This is a genomic window from Rhizobium sp. YIM 134829 (genome assembly GCF_046546455.1).
This window is the reverse complement of sequence record NZ_JBKHKI010000001.1, coordinates 40,443-62,519: the sequence shown is the minus strand read 5'-3', so window position 1 is coordinate 62,519 and position 22,077 is coordinate 40,443. Positions and strand designations below refer to the sequence as shown.

The 22,077-nt window shown below is 68.2% G+C and carries 19 protein-coding genes; all 19 read left to right on the top strand.

Annotated features, from left to right (window positions below; genetic code table 11):
• Positions 1–3 precede the first annotated feature (3 nt).
• The 19 genes from ACLE20_RS00310 to ACLE20_RS00220 all read left to right on the top strand — a co-directional run bounded on the left by ACLE20_RS00310 (position 4) and on the right by ACLE20_RS00220 (position 22,070).
• Entirely contained in the window at positions 4–408 is a 405-nt protein-coding gene (locus ACLE20_RS00310; protein ID WP_410938263.1) for a gene transfer agent family protein, read from the top strand.
• Complete coding sequence (locus ACLE20_RS00305) at positions 405–626, top strand: rcc01693 family protein (protein WP_410938262.1); 222 nt, start codon at positions 405–407, stop codon at positions 624–626. The genes ACLE20_RS00310 and ACLE20_RS00305 overlap by 4 nt, the downstream gene beginning before the upstream one ends.
• Before the next feature lie 16 nt (positions 627–642).
• Positions 643–1,221 carry a phage tail tape measure protein gene (locus ACLE20_RS00300; protein WP_410938261.1) on the top strand — a complete coding sequence of 193 codons (579 nt, stop codon included), beginning with the start codon at positions 643–645 and terminating at the stop codon, positions 1,219–1,221.
• Between the two features lie 70 nt (positions 1,222–1,291).
• Positions 1,292–1,933 (top strand): TIGR02217 family protein, encoded by a 642-nt coding sequence (locus ACLE20_RS00295; protein ID WP_410938260.1) that lies wholly within the window; start codon positions 1,292–1,294, stop codon positions 1,931–1,933.
• Entirely contained in the window at positions 1,930–2,811 is an 882-nt protein-coding gene (locus ACLE20_RS00290) for a DUF2163 domain-containing protein (protein ID WP_410938259.1), read from the top strand. Before ACLE20_RS00295 ends, ACLE20_RS00290 begins: the two co-directional genes overlap by 4 nt.
• Positions 2,786–3,256: an NlpC/P60 family protein gene (locus tag ACLE20_RS00285; RefSeq protein WP_410938258.1), complete on the top strand. Its 471-nt coding sequence runs from the start codon at positions 2,786–2,788 to the stop codon at positions 3,254–3,256. The genes ACLE20_RS00290 and ACLE20_RS00285 overlap by 26 nt, the downstream gene beginning before the upstream one ends.
• Positions 3,257–3,275: 19 nt before the next feature.
• On the top strand, positions 3,276–7,127 hold the full coding sequence (locus ACLE20_RS00280; RefSeq protein WP_410938257.1) for a glycoside hydrolase/phage tail family protein: 3,852 nt from the start codon (positions 3,276–3,278) through the stop codon (positions 7,125–7,127).
• Between the two features lie 182 nt (positions 7,128–7,309).
• On the top strand, positions 7,310–7,561 hold the full coding sequence (locus tag ACLE20_RS00275; protein WP_410938256.1) for a hypothetical protein: 252 nt from the start codon (positions 7,310–7,312) through the stop codon (positions 7,559–7,561).
• A 192-nt stretch (positions 7,562–7,753) separates the two neighbouring features.
• Complete coding sequence (locus tag ACLE20_RS00270; RefSeq protein ID WP_410938255.1) at positions 7,754–8,440, top strand: response regulator transcription factor; 687 nt, start codon at positions 7,754–7,756, stop codon at positions 8,438–8,440.
• Between the two features lie 33 nt (positions 8,441–8,473).
• Positions 8,474–9,862, top strand: coding sequence for an ATP-binding protein (locus tag ACLE20_RS00265; RefSeq protein WP_410939095.1), 1,389 nt, complete (start codon positions 8,474–8,476; stop codon positions 9,860–9,862).
• Between the two features lie 153 nt (positions 9,863–10,015).
• Complete coding sequence (locus tag ACLE20_RS00260; protein WP_410938254.1) at positions 10,016–10,468, top strand: hypothetical protein; 453 nt, start codon at positions 10,016–10,018, stop codon at positions 10,466–10,468.
• A 135-nt stretch (positions 10,469–10,603) separates the two neighbouring features.
• The gene (ccmI, locus tag ACLE20_RS00255; protein WP_410938253.1) at positions 10,604–11,743 is read left to right on the top strand and encodes a c-type cytochrome biogenesis protein CcmI; all 1,140 of its coding nucleotides are present in this window, start codon (positions 10,604–10,606) and stop codon (positions 11,741–11,743) included.
• Positions 11,740–12,189, top strand: coding sequence for a cytochrome c maturation protein CcmE (gene ccmE, locus ACLE20_RS00250; protein ID WP_410938252.1), 450 nt, complete (start codon positions 11,740–11,742; stop codon positions 12,187–12,189). The genes ccmI and ccmE overlap by 4 nt, the downstream gene beginning before the upstream one ends.
• The gene (locus tag ACLE20_RS00245) at positions 12,186–14,168 is read left to right on the top strand and encodes a heme lyase CcmF/NrfE family subunit (protein ID WP_410938251.1); all 1,983 of its coding nucleotides are present in this window, start codon (positions 12,186–12,188) and stop codon (positions 14,166–14,168) included. Before ccmE ends, ACLE20_RS00245 begins: the two co-directional genes overlap by 4 nt.
• Positions 14,169–14,443: 275 nt before the next feature.
• Positions 14,444–14,941: a cytochrome c-type biogenesis protein gene (locus ACLE20_RS00240; RefSeq protein WP_410938250.1), complete on the top strand. Its 498-nt coding sequence runs from the start codon at positions 14,444–14,446 to the stop codon at positions 14,939–14,941.
• 220 nt (positions 14,942–15,161) lie between these two features.
• On the top strand, positions 15,162–16,736 hold the full coding sequence (locus ACLE20_RS00235; RefSeq protein WP_410938249.1) for a Do family serine endopeptidase: 1,575 nt from the start codon (positions 15,162–15,164) through the stop codon (positions 16,734–16,736).
• Between the two features lie 121 nt (positions 16,737–16,857).
• Entirely contained in the window at positions 16,858–17,559 is a 702-nt protein-coding gene (locus ACLE20_RS00230; protein WP_410938248.1) for a response regulator transcription factor, read from the top strand.
• The gene (locus tag ACLE20_RS00225) at positions 17,556–18,965 is read left to right on the top strand and encodes a sensor histidine kinase (protein ID WP_410938247.1); all 1,410 of its coding nucleotides are present in this window, start codon (positions 17,556–17,558) and stop codon (positions 18,963–18,965) included. Before ACLE20_RS00230 ends, ACLE20_RS00225 begins: the two co-directional genes overlap by 4 nt.
• Positions 18,966–19,088: 123 nt before the next feature.
• On the top strand, positions 19,089–22,070 hold the full coding sequence (locus ACLE20_RS00220) for a bifunctional [glutamine synthetase] adenylyltransferase/[glutamine synthetase]-adenylyl-L-tyrosine phosphorylase (RefSeq protein WP_410938246.1): 2,982 nt from the start codon (positions 19,089–19,091) through the stop codon (positions 22,068–22,070).
• Positions 22,071–22,077: the final 7 nt, after the last annotated feature.

The following is a 22,077-nucleotide window of genomic DNA, read 5'->3' as shown; positions in this document are numbered from 1 at the left end:
GCCATGGCCAAGCGCAAGGAAATCAGGCGCGCCAATGCGCGGCGCGGCGAGATCGAGGCGGTGCTCGACGGCAAGCGGCGCATCCTCTGCCTGACGCTCGCCAGCCTGGCCGAGCTCGAGACCGCCTTTCAGGCCGAGGATCTCACCGCGCTCGCCACGCGGTTTTCGCAGGGCCGGCTGAAGGCGCAAGACATGATCACCATTCTCGCCGCCGGCCTCAGGGGCGGCGGCGCGTCCCTTGACGAAGGCGAGGTGGCGGCCATGCGCGCCGAAGGCGGGCTTGCGGAACTGGCGCGGCTGACGGGGGCGCTGCTGTCCGCCACCTTCGACATGCCGCAGGAGTCAACAAACAGGATAGCGGACAGAACAGGGGCCGCGCGCGGGGCGGGGGATGCCGCGGACCCTTGACGGCCGCAGCCGCCACGAGGACTGCCGAGCCCTTCCCATGGGAAGCCGTGCTCCATGCGGGCCTCGGGCGGCTGCGGCTGTCTCCCGATCAGTTCTGGGCGATGACGCCGCGCGAGCTCACCGCCGCGCTGACGCCGCCCTGCACGAGTTCCGCCCTGCGGCGCGGCGATCTCGCCGCGCTGATGGCGGCCTTTCCCGACAATGACCGGTATGGATGATGAGGGGGGTTGATCCATGGCTGAACGCAACGGCCTCGACAGCGAGAGGAAGGGGGGAGACGGGCTGGATGGGGTGCTGGCCGATCTCGAGAAACGCTCGACCGCCTTCGGCGCCGCACTGACCGGCGCGCTCAAAGGCGCGGCGCAGGAGGGACGTGGGCTGGAGGACGTGCTCCGCCGCGCCGGCGAACGCCTGAGCGGCATGGCGCTCAACGCCGCCCTGAAGCCGCTCGATGCGCTGATCGGCAACACGATCTCGACGGCGCTGTCCGCCCTGACAGGCGGGACAGGCGCCAAGGCGGGCGCAACCCCGCTTTCATCCGCGGCGAGCACGGCCCTCTTCGCACCCGGCGGACTGGCTGCGCCGCAGCGACTGAGCGCGGCGCTTTCCGCGCAGGCGACAGAACTGGCCACGCCGTCCCGCGCGGAGAGCCGTGCGGGACAGGCGAGCGACCCGGCAAGCGCCGCGCTCGCGGCCGGCCCGTCAATCACCTTTCATGTGACGACGCCGGATGCGGACAGCTTTCGCAAGTCCGAGGGCCAGATCGCCGCCATGCTGACCCGCGCCGTCGGGCGGGGGCGCCGCGGGGTGTAAACCGCCCTCGGTCTCGACAGTCTCGGCGCCGGGCGCTCGTCCGATCACCATGGCAGGAAAGGGGTTGCGGATGCCGGCAGGGTTTCACGAGGTGCGTTTTCCGCTGCGGCTGTCGCTCGGCACCAGCGGCGGGCCGGAGCGGCGGACCGAGATCGTCAACCTCTCCAACGGACGAGAGGCGCGCAACCGCCGCTGGCGCGACGCGCGGCGGCGCTTCGATGCGGGCTCGGGACTGAAATCTCTCGACGATCTCTATGCAGTGCTCGCTTTTTTCGAGGCGCGGGCCGGCGCGCTCTATGGCTTCCGCTTCCGCGATCCGCTCGACTTCCGATCCGGACCGCCGGGCCGGGCGCCCCTTGCCACAGACCAGGTGCTCGGCACCGGCACGGGTAGCCAGGCGCGCTTTACCCTCATCAAGACCTATGCCGATGCCGGCGGCGCCAGCCAGCGCGAGATCGCCAAGCCAGTGGCCGGCACGGTCCTCCTTGCCGTCGATGGAACGCCGGTGCCACCCGCCCGCTATACGGTCGATACGGTGGCCGGCGCCGTCGAGTTCCTGCCGGCCTTCAAACCGGCGGCGGGTGCCGTGGTGACGGCGGGCTATGAGTTCGACGTGCCGGTGCGCTTCGACACCGACCGGATCGAGGTCGATCTCGCCGCCTTCCGCGCCGGGCGCATCCCGACCATCCCACTGGTGGAGATCAAGCCATGAGACGCCTGCCCACGTCCCTTGCCGCCCATCTCGCTGGCGATGCGACGACGCTCTGCCAATGCTGGCGGGTGACCCGGCGCGACGGCGTGGTGATCGGCTTTACCGAGCATGACCGCGACCTGACGGTGGATGGTACGCTGTTCCGCGCGGCAAGCGGCTTTCGCGCCAGCGAGGCGGAAGCGGCGCTGGGCTTGGCGATCGACGCTGGCGAGGTAGCCGGCGCCTTTTCCAGCGAGGCGATCAGCGAGGCAGATGTGGCGGCCGGCCGCTTCGATGGCGCCCGAGTCGAGGTCTGGCTGGTCAATTGGGCCGCGCCCGATCAGGCCACCCTGCTGCGGGTGCAGGAGATCGGCGAGGTCCGGCGGGCGGGGATGAGCTTCCGTGCCGAGCTGCGCGGCCTGACGCATCGGCTGAACGAGCCGCGCGGCCGTGTCTATGGCCGGCGCTGCGATGCGAATTTCGGCGACGCGCGCTGCGGCCTGTCGCTTTCCGTGCGGCAGGAGGTCGGGACGATCCTCTCGGTGGCGGGCCCGACGGCGCTGAAGGTCGGAGGGCTGAACGCGCCCGAGGGCAGCTATCGTTTCGGCGTGATCGAGTTGCTCGATGGTCCGGCGGCCGGGTTCGTCGCCGATCTCGATGACGAGGATCGCCTCGGCACCGTCGCGCTGCTGAGCCTCTTTCTGCCGCCCGCCGTTCCGCCGGCGCCGGGCGACCGGGTGAGGGTGACCTTCGGCTGTGACAAGAGCTTCCGCACCTGCCGGGACCTCTATGACAATGCCGTCAATTTTCGCGGCTTCCCGCATCTGCCGGGAAGCGATTTCTCCTATGGCTACGCCGACGAGGACACGGTGCATGACGGGCGACCCCTCTTCGACTGAGACCGACCTGAAGCGGCCGACAGGCGAGCGGGTCATCGCCGCAGCCCGCGGCTGGCTCGGCACGCCCTATCGTCACCAGGCGAGCCTCAAAGGCGTCGGCTGCGATTGTCTGGGGCTCATACGCGGCATCTGGCGCGAGCTCTATGGCGAGGAGCCGGAAGTGCCGCCGCCCTACAGTCCCGATTGGGCCGAGCGGAGCGGTGAAGACCGGCTGCGGGCCGCGGCGGAGCGAGCGCTCGGTCCGGGCCATGGGCCGGGCGCGATGCAGCCCGGCGACCTGCTGCTCTTCGCCTGGCGGATCGGGATGCCCGCCAAACATGCTGGCATCCTCTCGAGCCCCGGCCGTTTCATCCATGCCTATGAACAGGCGGCGGTGATCGACTCGGCGCTCGTCCCCTGCTGGCGCCGGCGCATCGTGCGCGCCTATTCCTTTCCCGATCTCTGAGACACGAGAGGCTTGCGCGATGGCGACCATCGTCCTCCAGACCGCCGGTGCGGCGCTCGGCAGCGTCTTCGGCCCGATCGGCACCGTGCTCGGCCGGGCGGTGGGCGCTCTGGCCGGTGCCGCGGTCGATCATGCGCTCTTTTCCAGTGGCGCCGTGGTATCCGGTTCCAGGCTTGCGGATGCGCGCATCCCCGGCGCCGAGGAGGGCACGGCGATCACCCGGCTCTACGGCACGATGCGCATCGGCGGCACGCTGATCTGGGCGACGCGCTTCGAGGAGAGTGTCCATGAGGAGCGAGACGGCGGCAAGGCGAGCGGACAGCGCGTCGAGACCTTTCGCTATGCCGCCAATCTGGCAATCGGCATCTGCGAGGGCAAGATCGCCGGCGTGCGCCGCGTCTGGGCGGATGGTCGGGAGCTCGACCTGACGACGGTGGAGATGCGGCTTTACACCGGCAGCGAGACCCAGGCGCCCGATCCGCTGATCGAGGCCAAGCAGGGGGCGGGCCGGGCGCCCGCCTATCGCGGCCTTGCCTATGCCGTCTTCGAACGCCTGCCGCTCGCGCCCTATGGCAACCGTATTCCGTTGATCCAGTTCGAGGCGATCCGGCCGGTCGGGCGGCTGGAGCGGCTGATCAAGGCGGTGACGCTGATCCCGGGCTCCACCGAACACGGCTATGAGACGGTGGTGGTGAGCGACAAGACCGGCGCGGGCGAGAAGCGGCTGATCAACCGCAACGTCTTCCATGCCGAGACCGACTGGCAGGCCTCGCTCGACGAGCTGCAGGCGGTCTGCCCCAACCTGGAGCGGGTGGCGCTGGTGGTTGCCTGGTTCGGCACGGATTCGCGCGCCGGTCGCTGCGCCATCCGGCCCGGTGTCGAGACACGGACACGCCGCGACGAGAGCAAGGCATGGCGCGTCAGCGGCATCGACCGCGGCAGCGCCCATTCCGTCAGCCATGTCGACGGCGCGCCGGCCTATGGCGGGACGCCCTCGGATGAGAGCGTGCTCTCGGCCATCGCTGACCTCAAGGCGCGCGGGCTGAAGGTCTATCTTTACCCCTTCCTGATGATGGATGTTCCGCCGGACAATTCGCTGCCCGACCCCTATGGCGGTGCGCAGCAGGCGGCCTATCCCTGGCGCGGGCGGATCACCGGGGTCAAGGCGCCGGGCCGGCCGGGAAGCTCCGACCGCACGGCGGCGGCCCGCGCCGAGATCGCCAGCTTCTGCGGCCAGGCGCAGGCCTCCGATTTCGAGATCGACGACGGGCGGGTCATTTCCCATGCCAGCGACGAGGGCTATCGCCGTTTCGTGCTGCATCATGCCCAGCTCGCCAAGCTCGCCGGTGGGGTGGAGGGCTTCATCATCGGCTCGGAACTGCGCGGGCTGACGACGCTGCGCGACGAGACCGACGCCTTCCCCTTCGTCTCGGCGCTGATCGACCTTGCCGGCGACGTGCGGTCGCTGCTCGGCCCCGCGACCAAGCTCACCTATGGCGCCGACTGGAGCGAATATTTCGGCTATCAGCCGCAGGATGGAACGGGCAATGTCTACTTCCATCTCGATCCGCTCTGGGCCGCGAGCGCCATCGACGCGATCGGCATCGACAGCTACATGCCGCTTTCCGACTGGCGGGACGAGGACCTGAACGACGGCAATCCGGATGGGATGCGCACCCCCGAGGACAAGGCCGCCTTCCGCGCGATGATGGCTGCGGGCGAGGGCTTCGACTGGTACTATAACAGCGACGCGGCCCGCCGGTCGCGCACACGGACAACGATCACCGACGGGCTTGCGGGCAAGCCGTGGGTTTTCCGCTACAAGGACCTCGCCTCCTGGTGGACCAACCGCCATTACGAGCGGGTGGGCGGGGTGGAGAAGTCGCTGCCGACCGCCTTCGTCCCGCGCGCAAAGCCGATCTGGCTGACGGAAACCGGCTGCCCCGCGATCGACAAGGGCGGCAACCAGCCGAACGTCTTCCTGGACCCGAAATCTTCCGAAAGCTTCGCCCCCTATTTCTCGCGCGGTGGCCGGGCCGATGCGTTGCAGCGCCGGGTGCTGGAGGCCCAGCATGATCATTGGCGCGCCGAAGCCGGCGCCAGCGGGGTCGATGCGGACCATCTGTTCGTCTGGACCTGGGATGCGCGGCCCGTTCCGGCCTTTCCCGGCGATGGGACGGTCTTTGCCGACAGCGCCAACTGGACGACAGGCCATTGGCTGAACGGCCGGCTCGGTACGGCGAGCGCGGCCGATGCCATCACCGCGATCCTCAAGGATCACGGCATTGATGCGGTGGACACGGCGCTGGTCTGCGGCGATCTCGGCGGGTTCGTCCAGAGCGAGGTGGCCTCGGCCCGCGATCTCCTGGAGCCGCTGATGCAGGCGCTGTCGATCGACGCGACGGAAGAGGGGGACAAGCTCGTCTTCGCCTCGCGCCTACAGCGCGCCTCGCCGCCGCTTGCCCTGGATGTGCTGGCCGAGGAGGAGGGCGCGCTGTTCGAGACCGAGCGTGGCCATGAGAGCGATTTTGCGAGCGAAGCGGTGCTCGACCATCTGGATCCGGACGCCGATTATGGCCGGGCGACGGCGCGCTCGCGTCGGGTGGCGCCGGGCAATGACCGGCTTCTGCGCCTGTCGCTGCCGGCTGCCCTTCACGAAACGGCGGCGCTCGATGCCGTCGCCTCAGCGCTGCGCGACCATCAGGCGAGCCGCGACAGGCTGCGTTTCTCCCTGCCGCCGACCCGGCTCGACCTGGCGCCCGGCGATGTCGTGACCCTGGGAGGTGCGGCGCTTGTCGGACCGGCGGGCCGCTACCTCATCGAGCGGATCGAGGATGGCGCCGCCCGGCGGGCCGAGGCACGGGCTCTCGTGCTCGGCGGCTCGAGCAGGCTCAAGCCGCGCCGTCTCGCCGGTCAGGCGCCGCGCCGGGCCTCGGCGGGGTTCGACCCGGTGGTGCGTCTGCTCGACCTGCCCGCCTATCGAGACGGGCCGGCCACCGACTTTGCCAAAGCCGCTGCGTTTTCGAGGCCGTGGAAGCCGGTGGTGCTTTCCGCCTCGCCGACCCGCGAGGGCTATCAGTCGCGCTTGAGCCTCGAGCGGCCGGCAAAGATCGGCGTCCTCGGCGCGCCGCTCGCGCCGGGGGTGCGCGGCCGGTTCGACACGAGCCAGGCGCTCATCCTCGACCTGCCGGCCGGGGCGCTCGCCTCGGCGAGCCGCATCGCGGTTCTGAACGGAGCCAACCGGCTCGCGGTCTTCGCCGCCAATGGGGCGATCGAGATCATCGGCTTTGCCGAGGCGGAGGAGGTGGCGGCCGGACGCTGGCGGCTGACCGCACTGCTGAGGGGGCTTGCCGGGACCACCGACGCACTTTCGGCCGGCGCGCCGATCGGGGCCGAGGTGGTGGTGCTCGACGGCGCGGTGAAGAGCCTTGGTCTCGCAGTGGGCGAGGCAGGGCGGGCGCTGAACTGGATTGCCGAGCCGAAGGGCGGCTTGGCCGGACCGCCCGAGGTGATCCGCTTTGCCGGCGGGCGTCGGGCCGAGACACCCTTCGCCCCGGTGCATCTGCGCGCGCTGAGGCAAGCAAATGGCGCCGTGTCGATCAGCTGGATCCGCTGCACGCGGCAGAACGGCGATGCCTGGGACGATGGCGAGGTGGCGCTCGACGAGCCGGAGGAGGCCTATCGGCTGGAGATCCTCTCCGGCGCGTCCATCGTCCGGCGGGCGGAGACCACGGCGCCGCGCTATCTCTACGCAAGCGCCGACGAACTCGCCGACTTCGGCACACGACAGGCAACGCTGAGCCTCCGTGTCCGCCAGCGCGGCCGCGTGGTGTCGCTCGGTCTGCCGGCTTCGGGTGTCCTTCCGGTATGAGACAGGACATCGACTGGAACGGCAACGCCTCGGGAAAAATCGGCGCGTTGCGTCGCCGCTGCAAATCACCGACAGTGCACGCCATGGCGCGCTGCAGCAGACATTCATTTGCCATTCAGACGGGGTCGTCTAAGAGATTGGCCACACGCGGCGGATGCCGGCCGGAAGCCAAGAGTGTCCTCATGTCCTCACCCCTCCTTGTCACGACGCTGGTCGCCGGCCTTTTCGGCGCAGCGCCATCGAGCGTCGACGAGACGCCTTCGGTGGTGAGGGTGAGCGACGATTGCGGCGCGGCGGCGCAGCAGGTGGTGAGCGAGACCGGGGGCGAGCTGCTCTCCGTGCAGCCGACGGGGGACGGCGAGTGCGTCATCACCGTTCTCGTTCCCGGCAATGGCGGTCGTCCGAAGAAGCTGACGGTGCGCGTGCCGATGTAGGTGGAGGCACCGTTTGCGCCCTTGCGGCGAACGGGCTAGAGCATTCTTGGCCGGAGCGGGATCGCTTCGGCGTTGAAGATTGCGGTAAAGGCGAGAGCATGGAGCATCTGCGGTGATCCCGTGATGGCCGGAGTTGCTCGAAGGAAGCGTGCCGCCTGTCAAGGCCGGCGAGCGGAAGGTGAAACGGCATCCATGCGCATTCTGGTGGTCGAAGACGACGTCAACCTGAACCGGCAGCTGACGGACACGCTGAAAGAGGCGGGTTATGTCGTCGACCAGGCCTTCGACGGCGAGGAAGGGCATTATCTGGGCGAATCCGAGCCCTATGATGCGATCATTCTCGATATCGGCCTTCCCGAGATGGACGGCATCACGGTGCTGGAGAAATGGCGGGCGGCCGAGCGGCGCATGCCGGTGCTGATCCTGACTGCCCGCGATCGCTGGAGCGACAAGGTGGCGGGCATCGATGCCGGCGCCGATGATTACGTGACCAAGCCCTTCCATGTGGAAGAGGTGCTGGCGCGCATCCGCGCGCTGATCCGCCGCGCTGCCGGCCACGCGACCTCGGAGATCGTCTGCGGCCCGGTGCGTCTCGACACCAAGGGCTCGAAGGCGACCGTCAACGGCGTGGCGCTAAAATTGACCTCGCACGAGTTCCGGCTGCTCTCCTATCTCATGCACCACATGGGCCAGGTGGTGTCGCGCACAGAGCTGGTCGAGCATATGTACGACCAGGATTTCGACCGGGATTCGAACACGATCGAGGTCTTCGTCGGCCGGCTGCGCAAGAAGATCGGCAACGACCTGATCGAGACGGTGCGTGGGCTTGGCTATCGCATGCAGGCGCCGGGCCTCGTCGACAAGGATGCCAAACCTTGAGCCAACGCGACCGGGGAGGGCGATAGGACCATGCTGCGGCTCCAATCGCTCACGGCCCGCGTGCTGCTCGTCTCGACGATCTGGGCGGTCGCGGCACTGGTCGTCATCGGCGTGGTCATCTCGACCCTCTACCGCCAGGGCTCCGAGCGCGGCTTCCAGGACCTTCTGCGCGCGCAGCTGTACAACGTCATCAACTCCACATCCGTCAACGACAAGCAGGTGCTGGCGGGCAGCCCGCAACTGGGCGATCTGCGTTTTTCGCAGCCGCAGACCGGCTGGTACTGGATCGTCGAGCCGATCGGCGAGTTCAACACGCCGCCGCTGGTCTCCACCTCGCTCGGCTCCGGCAAGCTCCCGATCGTCAGCGTCGACCAGGTACCCTTCGACATTCGCTACGAGCGCTTCTACACGACGCGCGATTCCTTCGGCAACGAGGTGGAGGTGGCCGAGACCGAGGTGATCCTCGATCTCCAGGGCCGTGCCGCACGCTTCCGCCTGTCGGGCAATCGCGACGTGCTCGAATCCGACATCAACGACTTCAACCGCAATCTCTATGTCTCGCTGGCCATCTTCGGCTTTGGCGGGCTGGGGATGAATGCGCTGACCATCCTCTTCGGCCTGCGGCCGCTCGACCAGGCGCGCCGCTCGCTGGAAAAGATCCGCGCCGGCGAAAGCGAGCGGCTGGACGGCGAATTTCCCCGCGAGATCCAGCCTTTGGCGAGCGAGGTGAATGCACTGATCGAAAGCAACCGCCGCATCATCGAGCGGGCCCGCATGCAGGTCGGCAATCTCGCCCATTCGCTGAAAACCCCGCTTGCCGTGCTGATCAACGAGGCGCGCGTGCTGGAAGCGCCGCATGGCGAGCTGGTGCGCAACCAGGCGGATGCGATGCAGATGCAGGTCCAGTCCTACTTGAACCGCGCCCGGATCGCGGCGCAGCGCGAATCGGTGCTGGCGCGCACGGAGGTGGAGGTGGTGCTGGAACGGCTGGTGCGGGTGATGCGCCGGCTGCATGCCGACAAGGCCTTCGTGCTCTCCATCACGCCGCCGGGCCTGGTGCTCGCCATGGAGCAGCAGGACGTGGAGGAGACGGTCGGCAACCTGCTCGACAATGCCGCCCGATACGCGACCGGCCAGGTGCGGCTGACGGCCGAGCTTGCCGGCGAGGACGTGGTCGGCCGCGACCCCGGCCGGCGCCACTGGGTCATCATCGATGTCGAGGATGACGGACCCGGCCTCGAGCCCGACGAGATCGCGGTCGCGATCAAGCGCGGGCGGCGGCTCGACGAGAGCAAGCCCGGCACCGGCCTCGGCCTCTCGATCGTGCGCGAGATCGCCGGGGAATATCACGGCACGCTGGGCTTGACCCGCGGCGCACTCGGCGGCCTGAAGGCACGGCTGGTGCTGCCCGCAGCCTCCTGAGCCGCCTGAGGGCCTGGGTGCTGCGGCGCGCAGCGCGGGCCATTGGAAAGGTAATCGCGAGGCGGACCGTCTGCGATCGGCTGTTGCCTCGCCCGGCCGGGAGTGTCAGAAGAGGGCGGACGTCTCTCGACCCGCGCCGATACGGAACCCCGAATGATCGATCGCCAGCCTTCCACCCGTCTTCGCCTGTTCGCTCTCCTGAGCCTCGGCCTGGCGGCGACGATGCTTGCCGGCTGCGGCACGCGCAGCGGCACCGGCCCGACGGCAGCGCTGGCCTCCACCGGCCGTCTTGCCAATTCCGCGACCTATATCGCTGCGTTGCAGGGCGGGATCATCGCCAAGGGCGCCGGTCAGAGCTTAAGCTCCGCCGACCGTCAGCGCGCGCTGGAGGCGGAATATCGCGCGCTGGAAGCCGCGCCCGGCGGGCAGCCAGTGATCTGGCAGGGGTCGAAGGTGCGCGGCTCGGTGGTGGCAACGGCGCCCTATCAGGTCGGCTCGCAGAACTGCCGGCAATACAGCCACACGGTGACGATGAGCGGCAGCGAAACCGTGGCCCGCGGCGTCGCCTGCCGCAACAGCGACGGCAGCTGGACGCCGCTGACCTGAGCCGGCAGCAGTCTCGGTCCCCGTCGTCTTTCTCCGGCATCGCAGCCGGGATTGCCGCGCGGCGAAAGGCCTCACTTCTCCGTCAGCCTCGAAATAGCGATTGGAAGCGGCAAACCCGCGGTGTAATCAGCCAGCATGCTGTTCTGGATCCTTGTTGCCTTGATGACGGCCGCCGTCGCGGTCTTCCTGCTGAAGCCGCTGCTGCGCGGCGGGGCGGCGCCGATCCCCGCAGGTCGGCAGGATGCGGCGGTCTATCGCGACCAGCTGGACGAAATCGAGCGCGATCTGGCGCAAGGGTTGATTTCGACTGATGAGGCGGAGCTCGCCCGGGCCGAGGTGGCGCGGCGGCTGATCGCGGCCGAAACGGCGTCGCGGGAGATCCAGAGATCGGCCGGCCACGGCGTCAACCGACTGGCGCAGGCGCTGGTCATCCTGCTTCTGCCGGCGGTGGGGCTCTGCGTCTATCTGACGACGGGAAGTCCAAGCCTGCCGGATGCGCCGCTTTCCGCGCGGCTGGCCAATCCCGGCGACGACATCGAGCTGTTGATCGCCCGAGCCGAGCAGAGGCTTGCCGCGAACCCGGAGGATGGTCAGGGCTGGGATGTGCTGGGGCCGATCTACTACCGCACCGGCCAGCTCGACAAGGCGGAGCAGGCCTTCGCAGAAGCCGTGCGCCTGCTTGGACCGACGCCCGAGCGGCTGGGCGGTCTCGCCGAAAGCCGCATCGCCAAGGCCGGCGGACAGGTGACCGAGGCCGCGCAGACCGTACTCCGGCAGATGCTGGCGCTCCATCCCGACGAGCCGCGGGCCCGCTATTATCTGGCGCTGGCGCTGGAGCAGGAGGGGAAAACGGCCGAGGCGCAGGCCGCCTATTCCACCCTGCTCGCGGCGGCACCTGCCGATGCCCCCTGGCGCCCGCTGCTTGAAAGCAACCTCGCGCGTCTGTCAGCGCGCGACGCCGCGTCGGCCGCGGCAGCGCCGGGCGATCCGAGCGCGGAAGAGGTCGCCAAGGCGGCAAAGCTCTCGGGCGAAGACCGGCGGCAGATGATCGCCGGCATGGTCGAGAGCTTGGCCGTCAGGCTGAAGGACGATCCGAACAATCTCGAGGGCTGGCTGCGCATCATCCGCTCCTATGCCGTGCTTGGCGAGCGCGACAAGGCCGAAGCGGCGCTGGCCGAGGGTCTGACGACTTTCCCCGGCGACCGCACCGAGGGGCGGCAATTGCTGGCGCTTGCCGGCGAGCTGGGCCTCAACGCGCGAGGAGGCACGCAATGAACCGCAAGCAGAAGCGGCTGAGCCTGATTGCCGGCGGCGTCGGCTTCGTGGCGGCGGCGGTGCTGCTGGTACTCTTCGCCTTCGGACAGGCGGTTGCCTATTTTTACGTGCCCGGTGATCTGCAGGCCGCGCATGTGGCGCCGGGCACGCGTATTCGCCTCGGCGGCCTGGTGGCGAACGGCTCGGTCGAGCGCGGCGCCGGCCTGACGGTCAGCTTCGATGTGACCGACACGCGGGTGACGGTTCCGGTCCGCTATACCGGCATCCTCCCCGATCTCTTCCGCGAGGGGCAGGGCGTCGTGGCCGAGGGCGTGATGAGCGAGCAAGGGACCTTTCTCGCCGACACGGTGCTCGCCAAGCATGACGAGACCTATATGCCGAAGGACGTCGCCGACCGGCTGAAGGCGCAGGGCGTCTCGCTCGGCGGCAAGGAGACCATTCGATGATCGTCGAGCTCGGCCATTATGCGCTGGTGCTGGCGCTGGCGACCAGCCTCATCCAGGCGCTGCTGCCGGCGCTCGGTGCCTGGCGGCGCGATGCGGCGCTGATGGAGAGCGGCACGGCCGCCGCTTATGCGAGCTTTACCTTGGTCACGATTGCCTTCGCCGCACTCACCTATGCACATGTGACGTCGGATTTCTCGGTCGAGAACGTCTGGGCCAATTCGCATTCGATGATGCCGCTCGTCTACAAGTTCTCCGGCGTCTGGGGGAATCATGAAGGCTCGATGCTGCTTTGGCTGCTGATCCTCGCCTTCTTCTCCGCCCTCGTCGCGCTCTTCGGCCGCAACCTGCCGGCGAGCCTCAAGGCGCATGTCCTATCCGTGCAGGGGCTGATCGCCACCGCCTTCGCGCTTTTCATCCTGCTGACCTCCAACCCCTTCGCCCGGTTGATTCCGGCTCCGGGCGAGGGGGAGGATCTGAACCCGGTTCTGCAGGATGTCGGCCTCGCCATCCATCCGCCGCTCCTCTATCTCGGCTATGTCGGCTTTTCCGTCAGCTTCTCCTTCGCCGTCGCGGCGCTGATCGAAGGGCGGCTCGATGCGGCCTGGGCGCGCTGGGTCAGGCCCTGGACGCTTGCCGCCTGGTCCTTCCTCACCGCCGGCATCGCCATGGGGTCCTATTGGGCCTATTACGAGCTTGGCTGGGGCGGCTGGTGGTTCTGGGATCCGGTCGAGAACGCCTCCTTCATGCCCTGGCTCGCCGGCACCGCGCTCCTTCATTCGGCGCTCGTCATGGAAAAGCGCGAGGCACTGAAGATCTGGACCGTGCTGCTGGCAATCCTCACCTTCTCGCTCTCGCTGCTCGGTACCTTCCTGGTGCGCTCGGGCGTGCTCACCTCGGTTCATGCCTTCGCCACCGATCCGCAGCGCGGCATCTTCATCCTGGTCATCCTCATCCTGTTCATCGGCGGGGCGCTCGGTCTCTTCGCGCTGCGTGCGACACGGCTGAAGGCGGGCGGGATCTTCGCGCCGATCTCGCGCGAGGGTGCGCTGGTGCTCAACAATCTGATTTTGACGACGGCGACGGCGACGGTGCTGATCGGAACGCTCTATCCGTTGGCGCTCGAAGCGCTGACCGGCGACAAGATCTCCGTCGGCGCGCCCTTCTTCAACCTCACCTTCGGCCTGTTGATGCTGCCGCTGCTGTTTGCGGTACCCTTCGGCCCGCTGATCGCCTGGAAGCGCGGCGACCTGATGGGCGCCGGCCAACGGCTGATCGCCGCCGCTGCGATCGGCCTCGTCGTCGCCGCGGGGGTTGCCTATGCCAGGGGCGGCGGGCCAATCCTCGCCGCCTTCGGCCTGGCGCTCGGCGCCTTCATGATTGCCGGCGCAGTGACGGATCTGGCGCTGCGCGCCAATCTTGGCCGTGTCCCTGCGGCGGTCGCGCTCCGGCGGCTGAAGGGCCTGCCGCGCTCGGTCTTCGGCACGACGCTCGCCCATGCCGGTCTCGGCGTCACCGTCGTCGGCATCGTCGCGGCCACGGCCTTTTCAACCGAGCACATTGCCGAGATGAAGACCGGCATGGCGCTGGAGGCCGGCGGCTACCAGGTGACCTTCGACGGCGTGCGGCCCGGCCAGGGACCCAACTTTACCGAGGAGCGGGGCCATTTCACCATTCGCCGGGCGGGCGTCGTCGTGGCGGATGTCTATTCGGCCAAGCGCGTCTATACGGCTCGCCGCATGCCGACGACCGAGGCCGGCATCCTCACCTTCGGGCTCAGCCAACTCTATGTCTCGCTCGGCGACGACCTGCCCGATGGCGGCATTGTCGTCCGGCTGTGGTGGAAGCCGATGATTCTGGCGATCTGGGGCGGGGCGGTGCTGATGATGATCGGCGGCGCCGTCTCCTTGAGCGACCGCCGCCTCCGCATCGGCGCGCCGGCCAAGCGCACGGCCCGGCCGCGCGCGGTGGCAGCGGAGTGAGCGGCGTGGCGGACTTGTCGGGCATGGACGCGCTTCGGAGCGGCGACGGGGCGCGTGGTGCTTTGCCGCAAGACCCCCTCTGGGCTGCCTCCCATCTCCCCCACAAGGGGGGAGAGACCAGGGGGTACGACCGGCAGTCCCTTTCCCCCCTCGGCATCGAGGGCACCGCTTCTTGCAGATTGTGTCTTGAGGAGCCGAGCGGTCGCGGCCGGGTCTCTCCCCCCTTGTTGGGGAGATGGCCTGCAGGCCAGAGGGGGTCTGTCTTTCCACGCGCAATGCGCGCCTTCATCCTTGCCCTGTTTCTCGCTCTCTCCACCGTCCCCGCCTTCGCCGTCAATCCGGATGAGGTGCTGGCGGATCCGGTGCTGGAGGGGCGGGCGCGGGGGTTGTCGGCGCAATTGCGCTGCATGGTCTGCCAGAACCAGTCGATCGACGATTCCAATGCCGAGCTTGCCAAGGATCTGCGCCGGCTGGTGCGCGAGCGGCTGCAGAAGGGAGAGAGCGACGAGGCTGTGATCGACTATGTCGTCTCCCGCTATGGCGAATTCGTGCTGCTGAAGCCGCGGGTGGAAGGCAAGACGCTGATCCTCTGGGCGGCACCCGCCGTACTGCTGCTCGCGGGCGCGACGGCGCTCTTCCTTGCGGCGCGGAGACGACGCGGCACGGCCACGCGTGGCACGCCGCTTTCGCCCGAGGAGCAGGAGGCGCTCGCCCGGCTTCTGGAACGACAGCCGGCCGCGGACGCAGCGCCCGGGATCGCGCCCGAGCGCTGACAAGACGGCGGGGCGTCTACGGTGGAAGGGCGGAGAGTGCAGGAGGCTTGGGCCCCAGCCTCAACCGGCGTTCTGCCCTGCCGGTGTAAGGTCGGAACAACATTACGAAGTTTTCATTCCCCGGTCACTGCGCCGTAAGGTCGAAAGCCCTATCTCTTTGCCATCGGCCGATACCCGAAGGGGTGTGAGGCCAGGAGTTGAGGACAAGAAGGTGACTCGGATGAGCATGACCCAAACCCCCCGTTCTACCCTGAAAACCACGCTGAAGGCCTCGACCGTGGCGGGTCTCGCCGCCGTGATGCTGGCGACCGGCATTCCCGCCATCAGCCAGTCCTTCGCCGAGCCCGTGAAGATCGCGACCCCCGAAGCCGTGCCGGGCTTTGCCAATGTGGTCGATGCCGTCTCTCCGGCCGTCGTCTCCGTGCGGGTCTCCACCCGTGCCAATCCGGTTTCGGATGATGCCACGAACGGCTTCTCCTTCGATTTCGGCGGCCGCGGCTTCGATGAGCTGCCGGACGATCATCCGCTGAAGCGCTTTTTCCGCGAGTTCGGCGGTCCCAATGGCGGTGGCCCGAATGGTGGCCCCAACGGCCCGCGCGCCGAGCGTGGCGATAAGGGCAAGCCCGGCCGCCTGCACCCGACCTCGCAGGGTTCGGGCTTCTTCATCAGCGAAGACGGCTATCTGGTGACCAACAATCACGTCGTCAGCGATGGCGCGGCCTTCACGGTCGTGTTGAACGACGGCACGGAGCTCGATGCCAAGCTGATCGGCAAGGACAGCCGCACCGACCTCGCCGTGCTGAAGGTCGATGCCAAGCGCAAGTTCACCTATGTCTCCTTTGCCGATGACAGCAAGGTGCGCGTCGGCGACTGGGTCGTGGCCGTCGGCAATCCCTTCGGTCTCGGCGGCACGGTGACAGCCGGCATCGTCTCGGCCCGTGGCCGCGACATCGGCTCCGGCCCCTATGACGACTATCTGCAGGTGGATGCGGCGGTGAACCGCGGCAATTCCGGCGGCCCGACCTTCAACCTCGCGGGTGAAGTCGTCGGTATCAACACCGCCATCTTCTCGCCGTCGGGCGGCAATGTCGGCATCGCCTTCGCCATTCCGGCGTCCGTCGCCAAGGATGTCGTGGCGGATCTGATGAAGGACGGCTCGGTCTCCCGCGGCTGGCTCGGCGTGCAGATCCAGCCGGTGTCGAAGGATATCGCCGACAGCCTGGGTCTCGCGGAAGCGAGCGGCGCCCTTGTCGTCGAGCCCCAGCCGGGTTCGCCGGGCGAGAAGGCCGGCATCAAGAAGGGTGACGTCGTCACCGCCGTCGACGGCGAGCCGATCAAGGGCCCGCGCGAACTCGCCCGCAAGATCGGCGCGATGAAGCCGGGCAGCACGGTGGACGTCTCGCTCTGGCGCGGTGGCAAGTCGATCAGCGTCGATCTGAAGATCGGCCAGCTGCCCGACGATCCGCAGCAGGCCTCGGCCGAGCCCTCCGAACAGCAGGGTGAGAACGAGCCTGCCAGCGAGAAGGCGCTCGCCAATCTCGGCATCTCCGTCTCTCCCGCCGAGGACGGCCAGGGCGTGACGATCTCCAGCGTCGACCCCGACTCCGATGCGAGCGATCGCGGCGTCAAGGAAGGCGAGAAGATCGTCTCGGTCAACAATCAGGAGGTCAAGTCGGCCGACGATATCCTCCGTGTGATCAGTGCCGCCAAGAAGGACGGGCGCTCCAAGGCGCTGTTCCAGATCCAGGCCGAGAATGCGAGCCGCTTCGTGGCGCTGCCGATCGATCAGGGCTGAGCCTGAGGCCTCTCCAAACTGACGGCGCCGCGGGATTTCCCGCGGCGTTTGCTCACCGGCCATCGGCCGGATCACACCGCTCGACGCGCGTCACCATTGCAGGACGATGAGGACCGGGATTATGGTCAGCCACATGAAGATCTTGATTGTCGAGGACGACCTGGAGGCGGCCGCCTATCTCGCCAAGGCGTTTCGCGAGGCCGGTATCGTCTGCGACCACGCCAGCGACGGTGAGAGCGGCCTCTTCATGGCCTGCGAGAACAGCTATGACGTGCTGATCGTCGATCGGATGCTGCCGCGGCGCGACGGACTGTCGCTGATCTCGGAACTGCGCCAGAAGGGCATTCACACGCCGGTGCTGATCCTCTCGGCGCTCGGCCAGGTCGACGACCGGGTGACCGGCCTGCGGGCCGGTGGCGACGATTACCTGCCGAAGCCCTATGCCTTCAACGAGCTGCTCGCCCGCGTCGAGGTGCTCGGCCGGCGCAAGGGCACGCCGGAGCAGGACATGGTCTATCGCGTCGGCGATCTGGAGCTCGATCGGCTCTCGCATTCCGTCAAGCGCCAAGGCCGCGAGATCCTGCTGCAGCCGCGCGAATTCCGTCTGCTCGAATATCTGATGAAGAATGCCGGCCAGGTGGTGACCCGCACCATGCTGCTCGAAAATGTCTGGGACTATCACTTCGACCCGCAGACCAATGTGATCGACGTCCATGTCTCGCGGCTGCGGGCCAAGATCGAGAAGGATTTCGACCAGCCGCTGCTGCGCACCGTGCGCGGCTCCGGCTATATGATCAAGGATGACGGACGCGTCGAGGCATGAGGCGGATCGCCAGTCTCTGGCGCACCACGGCGGTGCGCCTCTCGGCACTCTATCTGCTTCTCTTCTCGCTCTGCGCCGCCTTTCTCGTCATCTATGTCACCGCCATGTCGCAGCGGCTCCTCGAACAGCAGACGCGCGATGCAGTGAGCGAGGAAGTCTCGCAGATCGAGACCATCTACAATCGCGGCGGCGTCAATGCGTTGTTGCGCACGCTGGAGCGGCGCGCCCGCCAGCCGGGTGCCAATCTCTATGTCATTGCCGGGTCGACCGGCGAGATTCTCGCCGGCAATGTCGCTTCGCTGCAGCCGGGCCTGCTCGACAAGGAGGGCTGGACGGAGGACAGCTTCCGCTATCAGCGCTACACGGAAGAGGCGCGGCGGCACTGGAACGTGGCGCTGGCACAGGTGCTCTTCCTCGACAATGGTCTGCGCGTTCTGGTCGGCCGCGACCTGCAGGAGCCGGAGAAGTTCCGCGGGTTGGTGCGCCAGGCGCTGATGGTGGCGCTCGGCGTCATGGGCGTCGGCGCGCTGATCATCTGGTTCGGCATCGGCCGCAATGCGCTGCGCCGCATCGACCGCATGTCGGATGCGAGCACGCGGATCATGGCCGGCGACCTCTCGCAGCGCCTGCCGGTCAACGGCTCCGGCGACGAGTTCGACCGGCTGTCGGTCTCGCTGAACGCCATGCTCGGCCGGATCGAGAAGCTGAACGAGGGGCTGCGGCAGGTCTCCGACAATATCGCCCATGACCTCAAGACGCCGCTGACGCGCCTGCGCAACAAGGCGGAAGCCGCACTCTCGCGCAGCGGCGCGCATGAGGGCCACCGGGCGTCGCTCGAAGAGATTATCGCCGAATCAGACCAATTGATCCGCACCTTCAACGCGCTGCTGATGATTTCGCGCGTAGAGGCCGGATCCTCTGTGGCGGAGCTGAGCGAGGTGGATTTGAGCGCCAGCGTTGCCGATTGCGTCGAGCTCTACGAGCCGCTTGCCGAGGACCAGGGGCTGCGGCTGACGGCGGATGTCGCCCCCGGCATCCACCTGACCGGCAATCGCGAGCTGATCGGCCAGGCGCTCGGCAATCTCATCGACAATGCGATCAAATATGCTGACGGCGCGGTCAATCCCGAGATCGCCGTGTCGCTTGCGCTGCGTGAGGGCAATGCGGTGATCCGCGTCGCCGATCACGGACCAGGCATTCCGGCCGACAAGCGCGAGGCCGTCGTGCAGCGCTTCGTGCGGCTCGACGAAAGCCGCTCCAAGCCCGGAACCGGGCTCGGCCTGTCGCTGGTCGAGGCGGTGATGGAGATCCACAAGGGGACCTTGAGCTTCTTCGCGACCAGCCCAGAGGCGGAGGGTGCTGTCGGACTGACGGCGGAGATGGTTTTTCCAGGCGCGCGTGGGTGACGATCGGCCGGTTGGCCGGACGGCGAAAGACGTCGGGATCGGCTTCATTCGCGGCGGTGGTTGCAAAGGCGATTCCGCTTTCGCCTGGAATGGTTTAGCCTGAGCCTGCCACGGGAGGACAGGATGGCGGACAAGGAGAGGCCTGCGCCGGAGAGCCGGCCGCCGCATGACGAGGCTGCCCGGCTGGGCGCCCTCGCGCGAAACCCGATCATGCCGATGAGCAAGGCCGAGGCGAAGGCCGGCCTTGCCGATCTGCGCGCGTTGGCCCGCGAGGCGCCGGCCTTGGCGCCATTCCTCGAGGACGCGGCCGCGGTACGCGACTTCCTGGTCGCGGCCTTCTCGCTCTCCCCCTATCTGCGCGATGCGGCGGCGCTGCGCCCGGCCGTGCTGGCGGAGCTTTTGGCGACACCGCTCAATGTCTTTCTCGAGGCCCGAATCGCGTCCGCCCGAAACGCCTGGCAGGGCGAGGGGGTGAGCGATGGCGAGATCATGACGCGGTTGCGGAGAGCGAAACGGGAGATGGCGCTGGCTTTGGCGCTCGCCGATCTTGCGCGGCTCAGCGATGCGAAGGCAAGCGCCCGCGATCTCAGCCGCTTTGCCGGCGCCGCCGTTTCGGCGGTGGTCGACCATCTGCTGCTCGGCGCGCACAAAGCCGGGCAGATCCACCTTGCCGACGAGCGGCGACCCTCCGCCGGATCGGGCGTCATCGTGCTCGGCATGGGCAAGCTCGGCGCGGGCGAGCTCAACTTTTCCTCCGACATCGATCTCGTCGTCTTCTACGAGCCGCAGGCGGCGGGTTTTGCCGATCCCAGCGATGCGCCGGAAATTTTCGCCCGGCTGCTGAGGAGGCTGATCCGCATCCTGCAGGAACGGACCGGCGACGGCTATGTCTTCCGCACCGACCTGCGCCTTCGGCCCGATCCGGGCGCAACGCCGCTCGCCATCCCCGTCGAGGCGGCGCTGATCTATTATGAAGGCCGCGGGCAGAACTGGGAGCGGGCCGCCTTCATCAAGGCCCAGCCGGTGGCGGGCGATCTGGAGGCCGGCGCCGGTTTTCTCCGCGAGCTGCGGCCCTTCGTCTTCCGCAAATATCTCGACTATGCGGCGATCGCCGACATCCATTCGATCAAGCGGCAGATCCATGCGCACAAGGGGCATGGCGAGATCGCGGTGAAGGGCCACAATGTGAAGCTCGGCCGCGGCGGGATTCGCGAGATCGAGTTCTTCGTGCAGACCCAGCAGCTGATCGCCGGCGGGCGGACGCCGAGCCTGCGCGGCCGCGAGACCGAGGCCATGCTGGCCGAGCTCGCCCGCGAGGGCTGGATCGACGGGCAGACGCGCGACGAGCTGACGGCAGCCTACTGGTTCCTGCGCGATGTCGAGCACCGGATCCAGATGGTGCATGACGAGCAGAGCCATGTGCTGCCGACCAGCGAGGCGGAGCTGAAGCGCATCGCGCTGATGATGGGCTTTGCCGATGCCCGCAGCTTCTCCGAGGCGCTTTCGAAGGTGCTTCGCAGGGTCGAGCGGCGCTATGCGCAGCTCTTCGAGCGCGAAGCGTCCCTGACGACCGAGAGCGGCAACCTGGTCTTCACCGGCCAGAGCGACGACCCCGACACGCTCGAAACCCTGCGCCGGCTCGGCTATGAGCGGCCCGAGGATATCTCCCGCGTACTGCGCACCTGGCACAATGGCCGCTACCGGGCGACGCAATCGGTGGAGGCGCGGGAAAGGCTGACGGAGCTGACGCCGGCGCTGCTCAAAGTGTTCGGCGAGAGCCGGCGGGCCGATGAGGCGCTGCTCCGCTTCGATGGCTTCCTGCGCCAGCTGCCGGCCGGCATCCAGCTCTTCTCGCTGCTCGGCAACAATCCCGGCCTGCTTTCGCTGCTCGTCACCATCATGTCTTCGGCGCCGAGGCTGGCGGAGATCGTCGCGGCGCGCCCGCATGTCTTCGACGGGCTGCTCGACCGCCGGCTCCTGGCCGAGCGACCGGAGCGGGCGGCACTCGCCGCGCGTCTCGTCGATTTCCTGGCGCCGGCGCGCCACTACGAGGACCGGCTCGACCGGCTGCGCATCTTTGCCGCCGAACAGCGCTTCCTGCTCGGCATTCGCCTGCTCACCGGCGTGCTGGACGGCGAGGCGAGCGGCGAGGCACTGACGGATCTGGCCGATCTTGTCATCGCCGCCGCCCTCGAAGCCGTCGAGGCGGAGATGGTTGCCGCGCATGGGGTGATCCCCGGCGGGCGGCTGGCGCTGATCGCCATGGGCAAGGCCGGCAGCCGCGAGCTGACCGCCGGTTCGGATATCGACCTCATCCTGATCTACGACCATGACGACGAGCAGGTGGAGTCCGATGGGCCCCGTCCGCTCGACCCGACCCGCTATTATGCGCGGCTGACGCAGAGGCTGATCGCCGCGCTTTCGGCGCCGACCGCCGAGGGCGTGCTCTATGCGGTGGACATGCGGCTACGTCCCTCGGGCAACAAGGGCCCGGTGGCGACGCGGATGCCGGCCTTTGCCCGCTACCAACAGGAGGAGGCCTGGACCTGGGAACATCTGGCGCTGACGCGGGCCCGCGCGATCGCCGGCGATGCGGGGCTGATGGCCGAGGCGACCGCAGTCTTCGCCGCGATCCTTTCCGCGCCGCGCGATCCGCGCCAGACGGCCAAGGACGTGGCCGAGATGCGGGCGCTGATCGACAAGGAGAAGGCTCCGGACGGCGCGTGGGACCTGAAGCTCATTCCGGGCGGGCTGGTCGACCTGGAGTTTTCGGCGCAGTTCATGATGTTGATGGCGGCCGGGCGGGGGATCGCGGCGCCGCCAAGCGGCACGCCAACCCGCGCCGTGCTGGCGCAACTCGGCCCCCAGTTTCTGAGTCCCGAGGATGCCGAGACGCTCACCCATGCGCTGCACCTGATGACGGCGCTTTCGCAGGTGCTTCGGCTCTGCCTGGACGATCCTTTCGAACCGGAGGAGGCACCGGCCGGGCTGATCGATCTCCTCTGCCGGGCGGGCGATGCGCCGGACATGAAGGTGCTGGAGGCGGAGCTGCGCGGCCTCGGCAAATCCGTCCGCCGGATCTTCACGGCGCTCGCCAGCCCATGAGCGGGGC

Coding starts and splice junctions, on each gene's coding strand:
- ACLE20_RS00310 (WP_410938263.1), top strand. CDS start 4: ATGGCCAAGCGCAAGGAAATCAGGCGCGCCAATGCGCGGCGCGGCGAG.
- ACLE20_RS00300 (WP_410938261.1), top strand. CDS start 643: ATGGCTGAACGCAACGGCCTCGACAGCGAGAGGAAGGGGGGAGACGGG.
- ACLE20_RS00295 (WP_410938260.1), top strand. CDS start 1,292: ATGCCGGCAGGGTTTCACGAGGTGCGTTTTCCGCTGCGGCTGTCGCTC.
- ACLE20_RS00290 (WP_410938259.1), top strand. CDS start 1,930: ATGAGACGCCTGCCCACGTCCCTTGCCGCCCATCTCGCTGGCGATGCG.
- ACLE20_RS00285 (WP_410938258.1), top strand. CDS start 2,786: ATGACGGGCGACCCCTCTTCGACTGAGACCGACCTGAAGCGGCCGACA.
- ACLE20_RS00280 (WP_410938257.1), top strand. CDS start 3,276: ATGGCGACCATCGTCCTCCAGACCGCCGGTGCGGCGCTCGGCAGCGTC.
- ACLE20_RS00275 (WP_410938256.1), top strand. CDS start 7,310: ATGTCCTCACCCCTCCTTGTCACGACGCTGGTCGCCGGCCTTTTCGGC.
- ACLE20_RS00270 (WP_410938255.1), top strand. CDS start 7,754: ATGCGCATTCTGGTGGTCGAAGACGACGTCAACCTGAACCGGCAGCTG.
- ACLE20_RS00260 (WP_410938254.1), top strand. CDS start 10,016: ATGATCGATCGCCAGCCTTCCACCCGTCTTCGCCTGTTCGCTCTCCTG.
- ccmI (WP_410938253.1), top strand. CDS start 10,604: ATGCTGTTCTGGATCCTTGTTGCCTTGATGACGGCCGCCGTCGCGGTC.
- ccmE (WP_410938252.1), top strand. CDS start 11,740: ATGAACCGCAAGCAGAAGCGGCTGAGCCTGATTGCCGGCGGCGTCGGC.
- ACLE20_RS00245 (WP_410938251.1), top strand. CDS start 12,186: ATGATCGTCGAGCTCGGCCATTATGCGCTGGTGCTGGCGCTGGCGACC.
- ACLE20_RS00240 (WP_410938250.1), top strand. CDS start 14,444: ATGCGCGCCTTCATCCTTGCCCTGTTTCTCGCTCTCTCCACCGTCCCC.
- ACLE20_RS00235 (WP_410938249.1), top strand. CDS start 15,162: ATGAGCATGACCCAAACCCCCCGTTCTACCCTGAAAACCACGCTGAAG.
- ACLE20_RS00230 (WP_410938248.1), top strand. CDS start 16,858: ATGGTCAGCCACATGAAGATCTTGATTGTCGAGGACGACCTGGAGGCG.
- ACLE20_RS00225 (WP_410938247.1), top strand. CDS start 17,556: ATGAGGCGGATCGCCAGTCTCTGGCGCACCACGGCGGTGCGCCTCTCG.
- ACLE20_RS00220 (WP_410938246.1), top strand. CDS start 19,089: ATGGCGGACAAGGAGAGGCCTGCGCCGGAGAGCCGGCCGCCGCATGAC.